The 17,782-nt window shown below is 70.5% G+C and carries 19 protein-coding genes; 17 read left to right on the top strand and 2 right to left on the bottom strand.

Going from position 1 to position 17,782, the window contains the following annotated elements; translation table 11 throughout:
* Positions 1 to 151: 151 nt before the first annotated feature.
* Both ACIQNG_RS21535 and ACIQNG_RS21530 read left to right on the top strand, forming a co-directional pair.
* Positions 152 to 1,048, top strand: coding sequence for a putative sugar O-methyltransferase (locus ACIQNG_RS21535; protein WP_401486971.1), 897 nt, complete (start codon positions 152 to 154; stop codon positions 1,046 to 1,048).
* Entirely contained in the window at positions 1,048 to 2,400 is a 1,353-nt protein-coding gene (locus tag ACIQNG_RS21530; RefSeq protein ID WP_401486969.1) for a cation:proton antiporter, read from the top strand. Before ACIQNG_RS21535 ends, ACIQNG_RS21530 begins: the two co-directional genes overlap by 1 nt.
* Positions 2,401 to 2,472: 72 nt before the next feature.
* Here the strand turns inward: ACIQNG_RS21530 and ACIQNG_RS21525 are convergent, their stop codons facing one another.
* Both ACIQNG_RS21525 and ACIQNG_RS21520 read right to left on the bottom strand, forming a co-directional pair.
* On the bottom strand, positions 2,473 to 3,168 hold the full coding sequence (locus tag ACIQNG_RS21525; RefSeq protein WP_401486968.1) for a permease prefix domain 1-containing protein: 696 nt from the start codon (positions 3,166 to 3,168) through the stop codon (positions 2,473 to 2,475).
* Positions 3,165 to 3,506: a PadR family transcriptional regulator gene (locus ACIQNG_RS21520; RefSeq protein ID WP_401434808.1), complete on the bottom strand. Its 342-nt coding sequence runs from the start codon at positions 3,504 to 3,506 to the stop codon at positions 3,165 to 3,167. The genes ACIQNG_RS21525 and ACIQNG_RS21520 overlap by 4 nt, the downstream gene beginning before the upstream one ends.
* Positions 3,507 to 3,632: 126 nt before the next feature.
* On the opposite strand from ACIQNG_RS21520, the gene ACIQNG_RS21515 reads away from it, so the two are divergent.
* The 15 genes from ACIQNG_RS21515 (at position 3,633) to ACIQNG_RS21445 (ending at position 17,719) form a co-directional block, all read left to right on the top strand.
* The gene (locus tag ACIQNG_RS21515; protein WP_401486966.1) at positions 3,633 to 3,929 is read left to right on the top strand and encodes a hypothetical protein; all 297 of its coding nucleotides are present in this window, start codon (positions 3,633 to 3,635) and stop codon (positions 3,927 to 3,929) included.
* Between the two features lie 87 nt (positions 3,930 to 4,016).
* On the top strand, positions 4,017 to 5,021 hold the full coding sequence (locus tag ACIQNG_RS21510) for an ATP-binding cassette domain-containing protein (protein WP_401486964.1): 1,005 nt from the start codon (positions 4,017 to 4,019) through the stop codon (positions 5,019 to 5,021).
* Positions 5,018 to 5,875 carry an ABC transporter permease gene (locus ACIQNG_RS21505; protein ID WP_401486962.1) on the top strand — a complete coding sequence of 286 codons (858 nt, stop codon included), beginning with the start codon at positions 5,018 to 5,020 and terminating at the stop codon, positions 5,873 to 5,875. Before ACIQNG_RS21510 ends, ACIQNG_RS21505 begins: the two co-directional genes overlap by 4 nt.
* A gap of 427 nt (positions 5,876 to 6,302) precedes the next feature.
* The gene (locus ACIQNG_RS21500; protein ID WP_401486961.1) at positions 6,303 to 7,427 is read left to right on the top strand and encodes a cytochrome P450; all 1,125 of its coding nucleotides are present in this window, start codon (positions 6,303 to 6,305) and stop codon (positions 7,425 to 7,427) included.
* Complete coding sequence (locus ACIQNG_RS21495) at positions 7,427 to 7,702, top strand: ferredoxin (protein WP_401487158.1); 276 nt, start codon at positions 7,427 to 7,429, stop codon at positions 7,700 to 7,702. The genes ACIQNG_RS21500 and ACIQNG_RS21495 overlap by 1 nt, the downstream gene beginning before the upstream one ends.
* Before the next feature lie 76 nt (positions 7,703 to 7,778).
* Positions 7,779 to 9,080, top strand: coding sequence for a cytochrome P450 (locus tag ACIQNG_RS21490; protein ID WP_401486959.1), 1,302 nt, complete (start codon positions 7,779 to 7,781; stop codon positions 9,078 to 9,080).
* 92 nt (positions 9,081 to 9,172) lie between these two features.
* Positions 9,173 to 10,159, top strand: a complete 987-nt coding sequence (locus ACIQNG_RS21485; RefSeq protein ID WP_401486957.1) for an L-tyrosine/L-tryptophan isonitrile synthase family protein — start codon at positions 9,173 to 9,175, stop codon at positions 10,157 to 10,159.
* Positions 10,156 to 11,037, top strand: a complete 882-nt coding sequence (rfbA, locus tag ACIQNG_RS21480) for a glucose-1-phosphate thymidylyltransferase RfbA (RefSeq protein ID WP_401486955.1) — start codon at positions 10,156 to 10,158, stop codon at positions 11,035 to 11,037. The genes ACIQNG_RS21485 and rfbA overlap by 4 nt, the downstream gene beginning before the upstream one ends.
* A complete protein-coding gene (locus ACIQNG_RS21475; RefSeq protein WP_401486953.1) occupies positions 11,034 to 11,645 on the top strand; it encodes a dTDP-4-dehydrorhamnose 3,5-epimerase family protein in 612 nt (203 codons plus the stop codon). Before rfbA ends, ACIQNG_RS21475 begins: the two co-directional genes overlap by 4 nt.
* A complete protein-coding gene (locus ACIQNG_RS21470) occupies positions 11,636 to 12,655 on the top strand; it encodes an NAD-dependent epimerase/dehydratase family protein (protein WP_401486952.1) in 1,020 nt (339 codons plus the stop codon). Before ACIQNG_RS21475 ends, ACIQNG_RS21470 begins: the two co-directional genes overlap by 10 nt.
* Positions 12,652 to 14,043, top strand: a complete 1,392-nt coding sequence (locus ACIQNG_RS21465) for an NDP-hexose 2,3-dehydratase family protein (protein WP_401486950.1) — start codon at positions 12,652 to 12,654, stop codon at positions 14,041 to 14,043. The genes ACIQNG_RS21470 and ACIQNG_RS21465 overlap by 4 nt, the downstream gene beginning before the upstream one ends.
* Before the next feature lie 33 nt (positions 14,044 to 14,076).
* Positions 14,077 to 14,439 carry a sigma factor-like helix-turn-helix DNA-binding protein gene (locus tag ACIQNG_RS21460; protein WP_401486949.1) on the top strand — a complete coding sequence of 121 codons (363 nt, stop codon included), beginning with the start codon at positions 14,077 to 14,079 and terminating at the stop codon, positions 14,437 to 14,439.
* 124 nt (positions 14,440 to 14,563) lie between these two features.
* Entirely contained in the window at positions 14,564 to 15,988 is a 1,425-nt protein-coding gene (locus tag ACIQNG_RS21455) for a Gfo/Idh/MocA family protein (protein WP_401486948.1), read from the top strand.
* A 130-nt stretch (positions 15,989 to 16,118) separates the two neighbouring features.
* Positions 16,119 to 16,907: an SAM-dependent methyltransferase gene (locus tag ACIQNG_RS21450; protein WP_401486946.1), complete on the top strand. Its 789-nt coding sequence runs from the start codon at positions 16,119 to 16,121 to the stop codon at positions 16,905 to 16,907.
* A gap of 83 nt (positions 16,908 to 16,990) precedes the next feature.
* Positions 16,991 to 17,719: a hypothetical protein gene (locus ACIQNG_RS21445; RefSeq protein ID WP_401486944.1), complete on the top strand. Its 729-nt coding sequence runs from the start codon at positions 16,991 to 16,993 to the stop codon at positions 17,717 to 17,719.
* Positions 17,720 to 17,782 lie beyond the last annotated feature (63 nt).

Below are 17,782 nucleotides of genomic sequence, written 5' to 3'. Positions count from 1 at the left end.
GCCGGCATTCCCCCGAGTCGTGCTGTCCGGGCGGTGCGCGCAAACGATCCGGGCGCCCTGTTCAATCTTGTCACCGATGATTCCCGAGCCATATTCTCCTCTGCGTCGGACGCCGCTAGGGGAAGGGCCTTCAATGGATTTGAAGCCGCAGGTGAACGAGCTCTGGAAATACATCGGCGAAAACGAGGTCAACGAAGAACTGATCGGCGACCTCGCCGATTTCAAGCGAAGCCAGGTGAACTACCGGCTGACCTACTTCGATGTCCGCACGAACGGCGTCCGCTATCTGAAGACGCTCATCTACAATCTGGCCGGCCAGCTGAGCCCGGAGAACTGGGAGCGGCTGCACCGGATCGAGGGGCGTGAACTCGGGCGGCCGTACTCGGTCACCTACGACGGAGAATCCGTCTGCCTGGACTACCTGCGCGCCGTGCGCGATCTGGAGTTCATCGAGAAGAACCTCGACCTCGACGGCGGCCGCGTTCTGGAAATCGGTGCGGGATACGGCCGTACATGCCACACGCTGATGTCGAACAAGGACATCAGCGCCTACGCGATCATCGACCTGCCCACCACGATGGCACTCTCCAGGAAGTACCTGCGGGCGGTGCTGTCGGAGGAGCAGTTCAGCAAGATCACATTCATTCCCATCGACGAGATCAGGACGTCTCTCGGCGACGCGGAATTCGACCTCTGCATCAACATCGACTCGCTCGCGGAAATGGACGTCGAGACCGTCCGTTACTACTTCGCGCTGATCGCGGAACGCTGCCGGCACTTCTACACGAACAACCCGGTCGGCAAGTACATGGACAAGAGCCTCGACGACCACGCCCGCGGCGAGGACGCCATCGCCCGGGCCCTGGACGCGGGGCTGCTGACCGATGTCATCGACGTCCACGACAACCGTGCGGTGCGAGAGCAGGCCCGCACGTTCGTCGCGGCCTACCGCCCGCACGACGGCTGGCGGTGCGTGGCCGACGAATGGGCCGCGCCGTTCACCTGGTACTGGCAGGCTCTGTTCCAGGCGCCGGCCGTCGGTCGCTGATGCCGTGCGGGGGACTTGCGTCGGTCCTCGCCGACGGACCGGTCGCGCCCCTCGGCCGGCACTCACTGCTGCTGTTTCTGCTCCAGGTCGGTGTGCTGCTCGCACTGGCGTTGCTGTTCGGCCGGCTCGCCGTGCGGTGGGCCATGCCCGCAGTGGTGGGCGAGCTGATGGTCGGCGTCCTGCTGGGGCCGTCGCTGCTCGAACGGTTCGCGCCCGCGCCGACCGACTGGCTGTTCCCCAAGGACCCCGGCCAGTTTCATCTCCTGGACGCGTTCAGCCAGATCGGCCTGCTGCTCCTGGTCGGCGTCACCGGCACCCAGCTGAACCTCGGGCTGCTGCGCCGACAGGGCACGACCGCCCTGTGGGTCAGCGCCGGCGGACTCGTCGTGCCGCTGGCCTTCGGTGTCGGGGTCGCCTTTCTGCTGCCGGACAGGCTGGTGCCGGGGGACGTCGACCGTGTCGTGTTCGCGTCCTTCCTCGGGGTGGCGATGTGCGTCAGTGCCCTTCCGGTCATCGCCAAGACGCTGTCCGACATGGGGTTCCTCCACCGCCCTGTGGGTCAGCTCATCCTGACGGCGGGGATGGTCGACGACACGGTGGCATGGTTCCTGCTGTCGCTCGTGACGGCGCTGGCCACGGCCGGTCTGACCGCGGGTCACGTCGGGCTGGCGCTCGCCTCGCTCTTGGTCTTCCTGGTGCTGGCGTGCACCGTCGGCCGCATGGCCGTCCGGGCCGTGCTGCGCCGGACGGCACGGTCCGCGGAACCCGGGGCCACGGTCGCCGCCGTGGTGGTGATGGTGCTGCTGTCCGCGGCCGGGGCCCACGCGCTGCACCAGGAACCCCTTTTCGGCGCGTTCGTGTGCGGCCTGGTCATCAGCTCCACCGGGGAGCTGGCGCCGAACCGGCTGGCCGCTCTGCGCACGGTTGTCATGGCGGTCTTCGCGCCGGTGTTCTTCGCCGCCGCCGGCCTGCGGATGGACCTGACCGGGCTTGCCGATCCGGTGGTGCTGGGCGCCGCGTTCCTGCTGCTGTTCGTGGCGGTGCTGGGCAAGTTCCTCGGTGCCTACGCCGGGGCCAGGCTCAGCCGGCGGAGCCGGTGGGAGGCGCTGGCCCTCGGGGCGGGCTTGAACGCCCGTGGCGTCGTGGAGGTGGTCATCGCGATGGCGGGGCTGCGGCTGGGCGTGCTCACCACGGAGATGTACACCGTCATCGTGCTGATCGCGGTGGTCACCTCGCTGATGGCGCCGCCGATCCTGACGCTGGCGATGAAGCGCGTCGAGGACACCGCGGAACCGAAGTCCTCGGAAGTGAAGGCCGCGGACGAGGAGATCCGCGAGACAGCGTACGGATAAGCGAAACAGCAGGAGGTTCCGCTGTCGCGTCGGGCGTACGGCCGACACGACAGCGGAACCTCCTGCTTGTGGTCAGCGTTCCCCGGCGCCCGGTGCCTCGACGACCGGCAGCCGGGCGCAGCGTCGGCAGGACCGGGCCGATCCCGCCACCAGGGCGTGCGAGGTGGCGGCGAGGACCCCGGCGAACGCGAGCAGCAGCCAGTCGGTGCCCAGGGCGGCCGCGATGGCGAGGGCCAGGGTGGCGACGGCCATGGAGACGCTGGCGACGGTGCCGCCCCATGCGACGGTGAGCGGCAGCCGGTCCGGCGTGGGCAGCCAGCGGGCGAGTGTGCCGGTGGCGGCCAGGGCCAAGGCGGCGAGCAGTGCGGCAAGGGCCGAGACGCCGGCCAGATGGACGGCCAGCAGCTGGGCGGTGCGCGGCAGTTGCCAGGTCTGGTCATGTCCGGCCTGCCGGACCAGATACCAGCAGGCGATCACGAAGGGGACGGTGAGCGCGACGGCCCGCGCGGTGTGCCGGGCCTGGGCGATCGTCAGCTCGCGCTGCCAGCTCACCACGAGTTCGTCGGCGGTCCCGAACTCCCGCACCGCCTCGTCGGCGGCACGCTGGTACGTCAGCCCGGCGCGGGTGCGTTCCGACACCGCTTCCGTCAGGTCCTCACGCACCTCCGCCACCATGCGTGCCTTGGCGCGCTCCGGGCCGTGTAAGGCGGCGGCCAGGGTGGAGACGTAGTCCTCGATGGGGTCGGTCTGCGGGGTGACGGCGCTCATGTGGCGACTCCGGGCGGCGTGACGGGGTTGAGGACCGAGCCGATGGCGGTGGTGAACTCCTGCCACGCCGTCCGCTCGCTGGCCAGAGTCCGGCGTCCGGCCTCGGTCAGCTCGTAGCACCGCCTGCGGCGTTCGCCTGAGGACTGCCAGCTGCTGCGCAGCAGCCCGATGCGTTCGAGCCGGTTGAGCGCCGGATAGATCGTGCCCGTACGCAGTTCGAGTGCGCCCCCGCTGCGCTGCTGGACGGCGGTGATGATCGCGTAGCCGTGCAGGGGTCCGGGTTCGAGCACGGCCAGCAGCAGTCCGTCCAGGTGGCCGCGCACCGCATCCTGTCTCATGAGTCGGCAGCCTACACAACCTGGGTATTGGTGTGCTATCTATTGGCAGCCAATGTATGTCGACGACGAAAGGTCCACCAGTGACCAAGGTGCTGTTATCCGACTCCACCGCCGGAGCGTGATCCGGTGCGTACGTTGCGCATCGCGGCCGGCGTCGAAGCGGCCTCCCTCGCCCTGCTCTTCCTGAACCTGTCCACTGTCCATCTGCAGGGGATCAGCTCGCTCGTCGGGCCGGTGCACGGCTCGGCGTATCTCGTCACCATCGGCGCCGCGTGCATGGCCCCGGCCGCGGCCGGGTCGGGTGCCCGCTGGCGCGCCGCCATCCCGGGCATCGGCGGCCTGCTCGCCGTGGCGCGGATCCGCGGCCGGACCGCGCAGGCCCCGCCGACCACCCACGCGGCCCCGGGCGGCTCGCATGGCTGAGCCCGCACCGACCGGCACGGACAGCATCCACGGTCGCCCGGACCGTACGAAAGAGACCGCATCCATGACCCGACGGGGGAGGACCCGATGACCGCCGGCAGTTCGGCAGCCGCCATCGAGACCGAGGGGCTGGTGAAGACCTACGGGGACAAGCGGGCCGTCGACGGCATCGACCTCGTCATCCCTCAGGGCATGGTCTACGGCGTGCTCGGCCCCAACGGGGCGGGCAAGACGACCTTCGTGAAGATGCTCGCGACCCTGCTGCGGCCGGACGGCGGCCGGGCCCGCGTCTTCGGCCGGGACGTCGTCCGGGAGGCGGACGAGGTGCGCGCCCGCGTCTCCCTCACCGGCCAGTACGCCTCGCTGGACGAGGACCTGACCGGCGCCGAGAACCTGGTCCTGCTCGGCCGGCTCCTCGGCCACGGCAAGTCCGCCGCCCGCGGCCGCGCCGCGCAGATGCTGGAGGCCTTCGTCCTGACCGAGGCGGCCGGCCGGCAGGTGAAGACGTACTCCGGCGGCATGCGGCGCCGGCTCGACATCGCGGCGTCCCTCCTCAACACCCCCGATCTGCTCTTCCTGGACGAGCCGACGACCGGCCTGGACCCGCGCAGCCGCAACCAGGTGTGGGAGATCGTGCGGGCGATCGTCGGCCAGGGCACCACGGTGCTGCTCACCACCCAGTACCTGGACGAGGCCGACCAGCTGGCCTCGCGGATCGCGGTGATCGACAGCGGCAAGGTGATCGCCGAGGGCACCAAGGGGGAGCTCAAGGCCTCCGTGGGCGCCGGGTCGGTGCGTCTGCGGCTGCGTGACGCCGCCAGGCGGCCCGATGCCGAGCGTGTGTTGTCGTTGTGCCTGGACGGCATACCCGTACAGCTCGACCCCGACCCGTTCGCCCTCACGGCTCGCGTGGGCGCCGGGGCCGACGACTCCGGAGCGGCCGAACTGGCCGCCCGCGCGCTGGCCGAGCTGGCCCTGGCCGGAATCGCCGTCGACACCTTCTCGCTGGGGCAGCCCAGCCTCGACGAAGTCTTTCTCGCCCTGACCGGCGACGGCGCCGCCAGCGGCCGTACCGAGCAGGAGGCGGCATGAGCACCGCGACCAAGATCGAGGACCGCGCCGACGGTCCCGCCCGGGTCTCCACGGAGTCCCTGGCCGCACTGCTGGTCGCCCCGGCCGGTAAGCGGCTGCGGGCCGGTGCCCCGGCGGCATCGATGGCCTTCGGCTGGCGGGCCATGCTGAAGATCAAGCATGTGCCGGAGCAGCTCTTCGACGTCACCGCGATGCCGATCATGTTCGTGCTGATGTTCACGTATCTGTTCGGTGGGGCGCTGGCAGGCTCGACCGAGGAGTACATCCAGTTCCTGCTGCCCGGGATCCTGGTGATGTCGATCATCATGACGACGATGTACACGGGTATCTCGATCAACGTCGACATCTCCAAGGGCGTCTTCGACCGCTTCAAGACCCTGCCGATCTGGCGGCCCGCGCCCATGGTCGGCTATCTGCTGGGCGACATGCTCCGCTACACCCTCGCCTCGGCCGTCATCCTGACAGTGGGTCTGATCCTCGGCTTCCGGCCGGGCGGCGGTCCTGTCTGGGTGTTGGCGGGCGTGGCCCTGCTGCTGGTCTTCAGCTTCGCCTTCTCCTGGGTGTGGACCATGTTCGGTCTGCTGCTGCGCACGGAGAAGTCGGTGATGGGCGTCTCGATGATGGTCATCTTCCCGCTGTCCTTCCTGAGCAATGTGTTCGTCGACCCGGAGACCATGCCGGGCTGGCTGCAGGTGTTCGTCAACAACAGCCCGGTCACCCATCTGTGCGAGGCGGTACGGGGTCTGATGGCCGGCGACTGGCCGTCCGCGGACATCGCCTGGGTGCTGGGGTGGGCGGGACTGTTCCTGCTGGTCTTCGGACCGGTCACGATGCGGCTCTACGCCCGCAGGTGACTTGAACGCCGGTATCGCCGGCAACAAGGCGGCGGACAGCGCTTGAACGCGCTGTCCGCCGCCTTCTTGTGGAATGCGAGACTCGAATTCGAACGCCTTCCACCCGATGGTTTCTGTGAGACGATCCCCGAGCGACAGGCTGAGTGCGACGCGGTCGCAATGCCGTTGACCGACGACCGGCCAGTCCTGCTCGAAGAGCTTTCATCAGATCTCTTGGTCCTCGCCGCCAGAATTCCGCGGACCCGTGCCCGGGTCATGCGTCGATGCCGCCACCATTCGAGTGCAACGGCTCCGCAGTCTCCGCATGCGGCGAACCATTCACAGAAGGGGGAATGCCGTGACCGTCACGGATACGGCCAAAGATGCTCACAGACCTCCGCAATACCCTTTCGGCCCCGTAGTCCGGCTCGATCTGAATCCCCGTTACATGGAGCTGTGCCGGACCGAGCCGGTGTCCCGGGTCACCATGCCGTACGGCGGTGCGGCCTGGCTGATCACCGGATACCACGAGATCAAGGAGTTTCTCGCCGACCCCCGGTTCAGCTCCCGCTGGGCCACGGAGCCCGACACCGCGCGGGTCACGCCCCTGCCGCTGCGCCCCGGGAACCTGCTCAGCATGGACCCGCCGGACCACGGAAAGGTGCGCAAGATCGTCGCGCACGCGTTCCGGCCGCGCATCGTCTCACACCTCACCGACCGGATGCGGGAGCTGGTCACCACGGAACTCGACGCGATGGAGGAGGCCGGCCCGCCCGGCGATCTCGTACAGCGGCTGGCGGTTCCGCTCCCGGTCCGCATGATCGTGGAGCTGTTCGGCGTCCCCTACGAGGAGCGGGCGGAATTCCGTAGGTACTCCGATGTCTTCGTGGCCACCTCCGCACACACCCGGGAGGAGGTGAACGAGGCCCGGGACGGCCTTGAGCAATTCCTGCGCAAGCTGATCTCCCTACGCCGGGCCAGTCCCTCCGACGACCTGATCTCCGTCCTCATCGAGGCGCTGGACGCCGGGCAGATGACGGAGGTGGAGGCCGTCCGGACCGGAATCGGCATCCTCATGGCCGGTCACGAGACCTCGCTCAGCATGATCTCCAACGTGTCGTTCCTGCTGCTGGCCCAGCGTGATCTCTACGAACAAATCCTGGCGGACCGCAACCTGTTGGATCCCGCCATCGAGGAGATGCTGCGCATCATTCCGCTGCGCTCGACGGGTAGTTTCCCGCGCCGGGCCACCGAGGAAGTCGAGATCGGTGGGATTCTCATCTGCAAGGGAGAGACGGTCATCTTCCAGCGGGCCGCGGGCGACCGGGACGAGCGGGTTTTCGAGGAGCCGGAGACCATCCGCTTCGACCGTGAGCGCAATCCGCATCTCGGTTTCGGCCACGGCATTCACTACTGCCTCGGAGCGGCCCTCGCCCGCGCCGAACTCAAGGCGGCGATCGGCGGACTGCTCGACCGGTTTCCCGGCCTGCGCCTCGCGGGCTCGGTGGACGAGGTCCTGTGGAAGCCCGGCCTGATCGCACGGGCCCCGGAATCCCTGCCCGTCACATGGTGATGCCGGTGCCGTCCGGCCCTGGTGAGCGAGGCGGGTCCCGCACCGGAGAGCGGGCCCAGTGGCTAGTCGAAGTAGACCGGCACGCCTGCGCCGGCTCCGGTCTGTGCCTCGCCACCGCACACGGTCGGCTGCGCCTGGACGCCGGCCGGGCCCGGGCGGTGGCCGAGCTGACCGACCCGGACGCCCGCGTGACCGACGCCGCAGAGATCTGCCCCATGGAGGCGATCACGGTACGCGACGCGCGGACCGGCGAGATCATCGCGCCCCAACCGTGACGCGGCGGGCGAGAAGAACCCGGGAACTCCCGTGATTCCCGTGCCCACTTTTCCTCAAGGAAGGAAGCGCCCTGCCATGCCGCATTCCGAACCGCTGCCTCTCTATGGCAAGGAGTACAAGACCGACCCGTACTCGCTGTATCGAAAGCTCCGCGAGGAGGGCCCGGTGCACCGGGTCACCTTCCCCAGTGGCGTCGACGCATGGCTGGTCACCGGCTACGAGGCAGCGCACAGCGCGCTCAACGACGACCGTCTCGGCAAGAACCACGACCTCGGCAACAGCGCTTGGCGCGAGCGCGCCGCCATCATGCCGGAACCGCAGCACTCCCAGCTCCAGGTCCATCTGCTGCACCAGGACCCGCCGAAGCACACGGTGATGCGGAAGATGGTCACCGAGGCGTTCGCCCCCCGCCATGTCGAGCGCATGCGGCCCCGGTTCGAGGAGATCGCCACCGAACTGCTCGACGCGGCCCTCGACACCCCCGAGACCGGGGAGATCGATGTCGTTGGCGCCTTCGCCGCGCACTTCCCCTTCCGCGCCCTCGCCGAAGTGATCGGCCTGCCCGAGGCCCTGGCGGCGCGGTTCGACCGCGACTGGGGCAAGGTCGTCCAGCCCGTCGGCCCCACCGACCCGCAGCGGCCGGTGTACGAGGGGCGCCTGCGCGGGCTGCAGGGCTATATCGCCGAGGTCACCGAGGACAAGCGCCAGAACCCCGGCGACGACCTGCTCACCAAGCTTGTCGTGGCGTGCGAGGAGGGCGCGATCAGCAAGGAGGAGCGCGACTCCGTCGTCTTCCAGCTGCTGGTCGCCGGACAGGAGCCGGTGACCAACCAGATCACCACCGCCCTCGTGGCCCTGCTCCGTCATCCCGCCGAGCTGCGACGGTTGCAGGACGCCGTACGGGACGGCGAAGCGGGCGAGCAAGGGACGTTGCCCCGGGCCGTGGAGGAACTTCTGCGCTACGACAGCGCCTTCGAGCTCACCACCTGGCGGTTCTTCGCCGAGGACGCCGACCTCTTCGGCACCCGCATCCCGGCCGGCGACTCGGTGATCGTGTCGCTGAGCGCCGCCAACCGCGACCCGGAACGGTTCCCCGACGCCGACACCCTCGACCTGGACCGCACGCCCAACCCGCACCTGGCCTTCGGCCACGGCATCCACTTCTGCCCGGGTGCCGCCCTCGCCCGTATCGAACTCCAGATCGCCCTGCGCGCGCTGCTCACTCGGCTGCCCGGACTGCGACTCGCTGTCGCGGACCAGAACCTCGAATGGATCGGCGCCGTCCTCGCACGCGGCGTCAACCAACTGCCCATCTCCTACGGCACCCCGGAGGAAGCCCCGGCCACCGGCTGCCCCGTACGGCACCGAGCGAACTGAGCGTCCGGCCCCCGTTCCCCGGCCCGTACCGCAGAACTGCCCTCCGACGGCACCTCTGCGTCCAGCCTTCAGCGGAAGTGAGTCGAGCACCCATGTCCCAGATGTCCACCACCTTCCTCCATGCCTTCGCCGCCGAACGCGTCAGCCGCGCCATCTTGGAACTGCTGCTCCCGCACCGCAGGGCAGCTGAGCGCGATCCGCACCTCGACACCGCCGACGACTTCCCGGAGCAGCTGCGCCAGATAGCCGACTTCGTCCGGCGGGACGAACCGGTGATCTTCAGCCTGCCCGGCTTCCCCTGCAAGTCGCCCAACCTGGACAAGGTCCTCAGCCACTTTCCGGACCACGGGGAGCGGCTGGCGCTGCGCTTCCTGGGCTCCCTGTGCGCGGAGATCGGCAAGGTGTACGCCCCCGGCGCGAAGATCCTGATCTGCTCCGACGGCCATATCTTCGGTGACGTCATCGGCGTCTCTGACGAGCACATCGACGCCTACTGCACCGAGCTGCGCGCGATGATCCGCGCCGAGGGCCTCTCCGCGCATCTCGTCACCTTCGACCTGAAGGACGTCTACGGCCCTGACCTGTCGTACGACGAGAAGCGCAAGATCGCCGCCGAGACCCTCGGTCCGTCGGTCGAGGAACTCCGCGAAGAGGTGCGCAGGGGCGAATCCACCCTGCGCATGTACCGCGGCATCACCAAGTTCCTGATGGAGGACGTGGCCGAGTGGGACGGCTCCCGCTCGGCGCTCCAGCGGGAATGCCGCCGCCGCGCCTACGAGGTCATCGCCCGCAGCCGGGCCTGGGGCCGACTGATCGCCGAGCACCACCCGCACAACGTCCGGCTGTCCATCCACCCGCAGAGCCGCGGTGAGGCCAAGTTCGGTATCCGGCTGGTCGGCGCGGCCGACGTGTGGACCACGCCGTGGCACTCTGTGGTGCTCCGGCACGCCGACTGCACCTGGCAGCTGATGCACCGCCGGGACGCCGAGCGCCTCGGCCGCGAGGTGTACGAGGACGGTCGGCCGAGCTATTTCGAGGCGAGGGCCGCCGACGGGGCGGCCGAGGGGACCGGCGCATGAAGGGAATCATCCTGGCCGGCGGCCACGGGACCCGACTGTATCCGATCACGCTGGGCGTCTCGAAACAGATGCTCCCGGTCTACGACAAGCCCATGGTCTACTACCCGCTGTCCGTGCTGATGCTGGCCGGCATCACCGAGATCCAGATCATCGCCGCCCCGCAGGACGTCCCGGGCTTCCAGCGGCTGCTCGGCGACGGCTCCCGGCTCGGACTGCACCTCACCTACGCCGAACAGGACAAACCCCGGGGCATCGCCGATGCCTTCGTCGTCGGCGCCGAGCACATCGGCGACGACTCCGTCGCGCTGGTCCTCGGCGACAACATCTTCCACGGGCCGGGCTTCGGCGAGATCCTGCGCACCAGCGCGCGGGACATCGACGGCTGCGTCCTGTTCGGCTACCCGGTCGGCGACCCCCAGCGGTACGGGATCGGCGAGGTGGACGCCTCCGGCCGTCTCCTGCGCCTGGAGGAGAAGCCCGAGGCACCGCGCTCCAACCTGGCCGTCACCGGGCTGTACTTCTATGACAACGACGTCGCCGACATCGCCCGCGGGCTGCGCCCCTCCGACCGCGGCGAACTGGAGATCACCGACGTCAACCGGGCCTATCTGGAGCGTGGGAAGGCCGAGTTCGTCCAGCTGGGCAGAGGCTTCGTCTGGCTCGACACCGGCACCCACGACGCGCTCACCGAGGCCGGCCAGTACGTGCAGATCCTCTCCCGCAGACAGGGCGTGCGCATCGGCTGCGTCGAGGAGATCGCCTGGCGCATGGGCTACATCGACACCGACACCTGCCACCGGCTCGGACTGGCCCTGTCCCACTCGCCGTACGGCCAGTACCTGCTGGAGATCACCACTGCCGAGGAGAAGAGCGAGTGAGCGTCACGCAGATGCGCACGTCGGCCATCGAGGGCGTCCGCGAGTTCACCCCCCAGGTCTTCGGGGACGAGCGGGGATGCTTCGCGTCGCCGTACCAGGAGGCATCGTTCTCCGCGGCCTTGGGTCGGCCGCTGTTCCCGGTCAAGGACATCAGCCACAACATGTCCGCCCGCGGGGTGCTCCGCGGCATCCACTACACCGCCACCCCGCCGGGCCGGGCCAAGTACGTCTACTGCCCGTACGGACGGGTGCTGGACTTCCTCGTCGACCTCAGGGTGGGATCGCCCACCTTCGGCCGGTGGGAGACCACCGAGCTCAGCGGCGCGGACTGCCGTGCGCTGTACATCCCGGTCGGTGTCGGCCACGCCTTCCTGTCCCAGCAGGACGACTCGATCGTCGTGTACCTGATGTCAAAGGGGTACGTCCCCGAGCACGAACTGGCGGTGTCCCCGCTGGACGCGGCGCTCGGCCTGCCGCTGCCCGACGCACCCGAGCTGCGGCTGTCCGCCCGCGACAGCAGTGCCCCCACGCTCGCCGAGGCACAGGAGAGGGGCTTGCTGCCCGCCTACGACACCTGCCGTGACGTGGAGGCCGCGCTGTGGCCGTGACCCCCACCATCGCCCTGCTCGGCGCCACCGGGTTCGTCGGCTCGGCCGTCCTGCAGGAACTCGCCGCCCGCCCGGTCCGGATCCGGGCGGTCTCCCGGCGCCCCGCGGTCGTCCCGCCCGGGGCCCGCGCCGACGTCGAGGTACGGGCGGCCGACCTCACCGAGCCGGGCGAGACGGCCGCCGCCGTGGCGGACGCCGACGCGGTCGTCCTCGCCGCGCTGTACAGCTCCGCCACCGCCACCTGGCGGATCCGGGACGGCGACACTGCCGCCGAGCGGGTCAACGTGGGCCTCGTCCGCGACCTCGTCGACGCCCTCGCCGGCCGCCCGGCCGGGCCGCGCACGAAGGTGGTGTTCACCGGCGCTGCGTCCCAGGTCGGCCCGACCGGCCAGGCGGTGCTCGACGGCACCGAACCGGACCGCCCGGAGGGCACGTACGACCGTCAGAAGCTGGCCGCCGAGCGGCTGCTGCTCGACGCCGACGCCCTCGGTGTGCTGCGCGGGACGTCGCTGAGGCTGCCCACCGTGTTCGGGCCCGGTGCCGGGCCCACGGCCCGCGACCGCGGCGTCGTCTCGGCGATGGCCCGTCGCGCGCTGGCGGGGGAGCCCCTGACGATGTGGCACGACGGGACGCCCCGCCGCGACCTGCTGTACATCGACGACCTGGCTCGCGCCGTGGTCGCCGGCCTGGACCACGCCGAGGCGCTGGCCGGGCGCCACTGGCTGCTCGGCACCGGGGAGGGCCGGCCCCTCGGGCCCGTCTTCGAGCAGGTCGCCGACCTCGTCGCGGAACGCACCGGGCGACCGCGCGTACCGGTGCTGTCGGTGCCGCCGCCCGAGCACGCCGAGGCCGGGGACTTCAGCAGCATCACCATCGACGCCACCGCGTTCCGGTCCGTCACCGGCTGGGAGCCGCGCACCGAGCTGGGCGAGGCACTGCGGCGGACGGTGCGCCATCTCGCGGACCGGACGGATCCGGCCGCAGAGGCGGTTGAGGGAGGCCGGGCATGAGCACCGCCGCCTTTCTGCGTCCCCGGGCCGCTCAGGACCTGCCGGCGCGGCTGGCCCGGTCCGCCGCCGTTACAGGCACGGGCCGGCACCTGCGCACGGAGGACGTCACCGGCTGGCTCGACGAGCGGGCCCGCGCCCACCGCTTCACCGTCCGCCGGGTGCCACTGGACCGGATCGAGCAGTGGTCCTTCGCCCCCGGCACCGGTGACCTCGTGCACCGCAGCGGCCGGTTCTTCGCCGTGCGCGGCTTGGCCGCACGGGTCGACGAGGGGCCGTACGGCAGCTGGCAGCAGCCCGTCATCCACCAGCCGGAAGTGGGCATCCTCGGCATCCTCGCCAAGGAGTTCGACGGTGTTCTGCACTTCCTGATGCAGGCGAAGATGGAGCCAGGGAACCCCAACCTGCTCCAGATCTCGCCGACCGTGCAGGCCACCCGCAGCAACTACCAGCGGGTGCACTCCGGTTCGGAGGTGAAGTACCTGGAGCACTTCACGGGCGCCCCGCCCCACCTGGTGCTCGCGGACTCGCTGCAGTCGGAGCACGGTGCCTGGTTCTACCGCAAGGCCAACCGCAACATGGTGGTCGAAGCCGCTGACACGGAGGTGCCGACCACCCCCGACCACTGCTGGCTCACGCTCGGCCAGCTCGGCGAACTGCTCCGGCTGGACCATGTCGTCAACATGGACACCCGCACCGTCCTGGGATGCCTGCCGCTGCAGGGGAGCGAGCCGGGGGCCCTGCACTCCGACGCCGGACTGCTGTCCTGGTTCACCGCCGAGCGGGCCCGGCACGACGTCGACGTCCGGCTCATGCCGCTCGCCGACGTCAAGGGCTGGACGCGCAACGCGGACGGCATCGGGCGCCCCGACGGACGTTTTTTCCGGGTCACCGGAGTCAGCGTCGAGGCCGGGAACCGTGAAGTCACCGGCTGGTCCCAGCCTCTGATCGAGCCGTGCGGCGCCGGGATGGCGGCTTTTGTGTTCCGGCGCCTGGGCGGCGTACCGCATCTGCTCGTGCACGCGCGCGTGGAGGCGGGGTTCCTCAACCGGCTGGAACTGGCGCCGACCGTGCAGTGCGGGTTGCGGGACTGGGAGGAGGCACAGGCCGCGGACCGGCCGCTCTTTCTGGAAGCTGTCCTGCGGGCTGTGCGGGAGGGGGGCGCGCGCTACTCGGCCGTGCACTCCGAGGAAGGCGGGCGGTTCCTGAATGCCTGCGTCCGGTATCTGTTCGTCGAGGCCGACGAAGACATGGCACTGGTCGAAGCGCCGCGCGGCTACGCGTGGGCGACTGTCGGACAGCTCAACACCCTGGTCGCCCACGGTCATTACCTCAACGTCCAGGCACGCACCCTGCTGGCCTGCCTCAACTCCGGTGCCGTACGCCTGTGAAGGGGCGAGTACGGCCGACGCCCGCCACACAGCGTGGCCGTGACGGACCGGGCGGGTCCCGGCACGGCCAGGCCGGCGGACGAACGCCGCGCGGCGTTCACTCTCACCCAGGTGGTCGGCCTGCCCCATACGGAGACGGCCGAACTCACGGACTGCCCTACCGGGACGGTCCGCTCCCGCGTGGCCCGGGCCCGGGTCACGCTTCTGGATCTGCTCAGCGAGCCGGAAAACCCCTGTTCGGACAGGAGAACCTCGTGGACCGCCGGGACATCCGGCATGTCGCTGATCGTCCGCGCCAGCACCGTGCCCCGAGCGACGGCCCGTACCGCGTCCCGCCCCGGCGCCCGCCCCACCGCCCCCGGGACCCCAACTGACGTACCCTCAGATGCTCGGTAGTGCTCGGAACTGCATTGTTTCGAACACGTATTGACATGTAACTGGCGAGGGGGTCAGAGTCGTGCCTCGACAGCGATGCAGGCCACCCCGATGCAGGCCCCCACCCACCGAGGAGCGTGCCGTCATGTCCGAACTCCCCTCTGTCTCCCGCAGACTGCTCCTTGGCGGGGCCGTCGCCTCCGGCGCGCTCGCGGTCGGGGTGGGCGGCGGCCCGGCTCACGCCGCGACGGCCGCCGAGCAGGCGCCCCGCCGCAGGCCCGGTCAGAAGTCGATGATCGGCGTGCCCTTCGACCCCCACAGCACCGTCCGGGTCGGCATCATCGGCCTCGGCAACCGGGGCAGCGGCATGTCCCTGGGCTGGGCCGCCGTACCCGGCTGTACCGTCACCGCCGTCTGCGACATCCGCGCCGACCGCGCCAAGCGCACCGCCGACCGGCTCGTCAGCAGGGGTGAACCGCGCCCCGCCGAGTACGGCGGCACCGCCGACGCCTACACCAGGATGCTGCGCCGCGACGACATCGACCTCGTCTACATCGCCACCCCGTGGGAGTTCCACCACGAACACGGCAAGGCGGCCCTCCTCAGCGGCAAGCACGCCGTCGTGGAACTGCCCGTCGCGACCGAACTGCGCCACCTGTGGGACCTCGTGGACACCTCCGAGCGCACCCGCAGGCATCTGCTGCTCGCCGAGAACTGCAGCTACGGCCGCAACGAACTGGCGATGCTCAAGATGGCCCACGACGGCCTCTTCGGCGAGATCACCAACGGTCACGGCGGCTACCAGCACGACCTGCGCGAACTGCTCTTCTCCGACACCTACTACACCGACTCCTGGCGCCGGCTGTGGCACACCCGCAGCACCGCCTCCCTCTACCCGATGCACGGCCTCGCCCCGATCGCGGCGGCCATGGACATCAACCGCGGCGACCGGATGACGACCCTGGCCGCCACCGCGACCGCCCCGAAGGGCCTGGCCGACTACCGCGCCCGGTTCGTCCCGCGCGACCACCCGTCGTGGAAGGAGACGTACGTCAACGGCGACCTGGTCACCTGTCTGATCGAGACCGACCAGGGCCGTGTCATCCGCGCCGAGCACGACGTCAGCTCCCCGCGCCCCTACAGCAGGATCAACTCCCTCGCCGGCAGCCGCGGCATCCTGGAGGACTACACCGGCCCCGCCCCCACCGGCGCCCGCATCTACCTCGAACCCGACCACAGCGGCCACTCCTGGCGGGACTTCGGCGCCTACCGCAAGGACTTCGACCACTGGCTGTGGCTCAAGGTCGGCGACGACGCCGCCAACAACGGCGGCCACGGCGGTATGGACTACGTGATGCAGTGGCGGACCGTCCAGTCGATGCGGGCCGGACTCGTCCCCGACATCGACGTCTACGACTCGGCCGCCTGGTGCTCCGCCGTCCCGCTGAGCGCCGCCTCCCTGGCCCGGGGCGGCCGTCCGGTGGAGGTCCCCGACTTCACCCGCGGCGCCTGGCGCAAGCCCCGCGCCGGCCTCGACTCGGAGCCCGTCGACATGCCGCCCGTGGGCTGACGGCCGTTCGGCGGGGGTCAGTTGACGGGTCCGCGGGAAGCCGGGCCCGCCCCTGGCTGGCGAACCGGCGGACCCGCCTGCGATGATCGGGGTCGGCCTTTTCATGATCGCTCGCCCGACGGAGTCCGCCATGACCGCAGACAGCTCCAGCCCCCGGCAGATCGACACCAGCAAGCCACACCCCGCCCGGGTGTACGACTGGCTGCTGGGCGGCAAGGACAACTACCCCGTCGACGAGGCGGTGGGCGAGAAACTGCCCGCCGAGGCACGGGACGCCGCCCGGCAGAACCGCGCGTTCATGCACCGGGCGGCGGCCTGGCTGGCCGCCGAGGGCCTCGACCAGTTCCTCGACATCGGCACCGGCATCCCCACCGAACCCAACCTGCACCAGATAGTGCAGCGCGTCCGCCCCGGCGCGAAGGTCGTCTACACCGACAACGACCCCATCGTGCTGCGTCACGCGGAGGCGCTGCTCATCAGCCACCCCGACGGCGCGACCGACTACATCGAGGCCGACGTACGGCGGCCCGGCGAGATCCTCGACCACGCCCGGACCGTGCTCGACTTCGACCGGCCGATCGCCCTCTCCCTCATCGCGCTGATGCACTTCATCTCCGACGAGCAGGACCCGTACGGCATCGTCGGTGATCTGCTCGGCGCGATGCCGTCGGGCAGCTGGCTGGTGATGTCGCACGCCTCGTCCGACATCTTCCCCGAGCTGTCCGCCCAGGTCACCGCCGAGTACGCCAAGGGCGGCATCCGGCTCGGCTTCCGCAACCGCGCCGAGGTCGCCCGCTTCGTGGAGGGCCTGGACCTCGCGGAGCCGGGTCTGGTGACCGCCCCCGAGTGGTTCAGGGGCACCCCCGCCCCGGAACAGGAGCCCAGCGGCATCTACGCCGTCGTCGCCCGGATCCCCTGAACCGCGGAACGCGGAACGCGGACCGCGGAGGGCGGAGCGCGGGGCCCGGGGGACCGTCGCGGGGGCCGGGTGACAATGGGCGGGTGAACACCTACAGCCTCGTGCACCGTGACCCCGCCCCCGACCTCTACGGCCGCCTCCGGGTCCAGCGCCACGATCTGGACCCGGCCCGCCGGTTCTTCCAGCGCGTCGGCGGCCGGGGCGACTTCGGCACGGTGACGGGCGTCGCCGCCCCCGGCTTCCCCGCCTACGCGCGGATCCTGCACCCCGCCTCGCTGGCCGGGACACCGGTGCGCTGGGCGGACGTCGCCGCCGCGTACGGCCGTACGGTGACCTCGGCCACCCGGTGGCACGCACTGATCGGCATGGACCGCGACTACACCAACGCCACCGCGTACGGACGGGCGGGCGTCTGGGACGAGCACCCCTGCGAAGGCCCCACCCCGGCGGACCTGGCCCGCGCCCTCCTCCCGTACCTCGCCCGGCACACCACCACCCCCGACCACTGCTGGTTCGGCCTGTGGCACGGATACGGACGCCTGGACTTCGACCACGTCCCCACCTTCCCCACCCCGGAACGGGACGAGGTGCTGCTCGCCGGGGCCCTCGCCGACGCCCCCTCCCCGGAACTCATGGAGGACTTCGCCGAACTGCCCGACCTGTGGTGGCCGCAGGACGCCGCCTGGTGCCTCGGCGGTGACGTGGGTCTGGTCAGCACCTACGTCGGCGGCACCCCGGAGCTGATCGCCGACCTGCTGGCCGCGCCGGACCTGGAGGCCCACCCCGTCGCACCCGGCGCCACCGTCGACTGACCTACCCCCACGGTCGCGTACCGCCCGCCGCGCCTACCCCCAGGGTTGCGCCCCGACCCCTAA

Origin of the sequence: Streptomyces sp. NPDC091377 (assembly GCF_044757045.1) — a bacterium.
Classification (GTDB): Bacteria; Actinomycetota; Actinomycetes; order Streptomycetales; family Streptomycetaceae; genus Streptomyces.
Note: the sequence above shows the minus strand (reverse complement) of the source record. Positions and strands in the feature narration are given on the sequence as shown.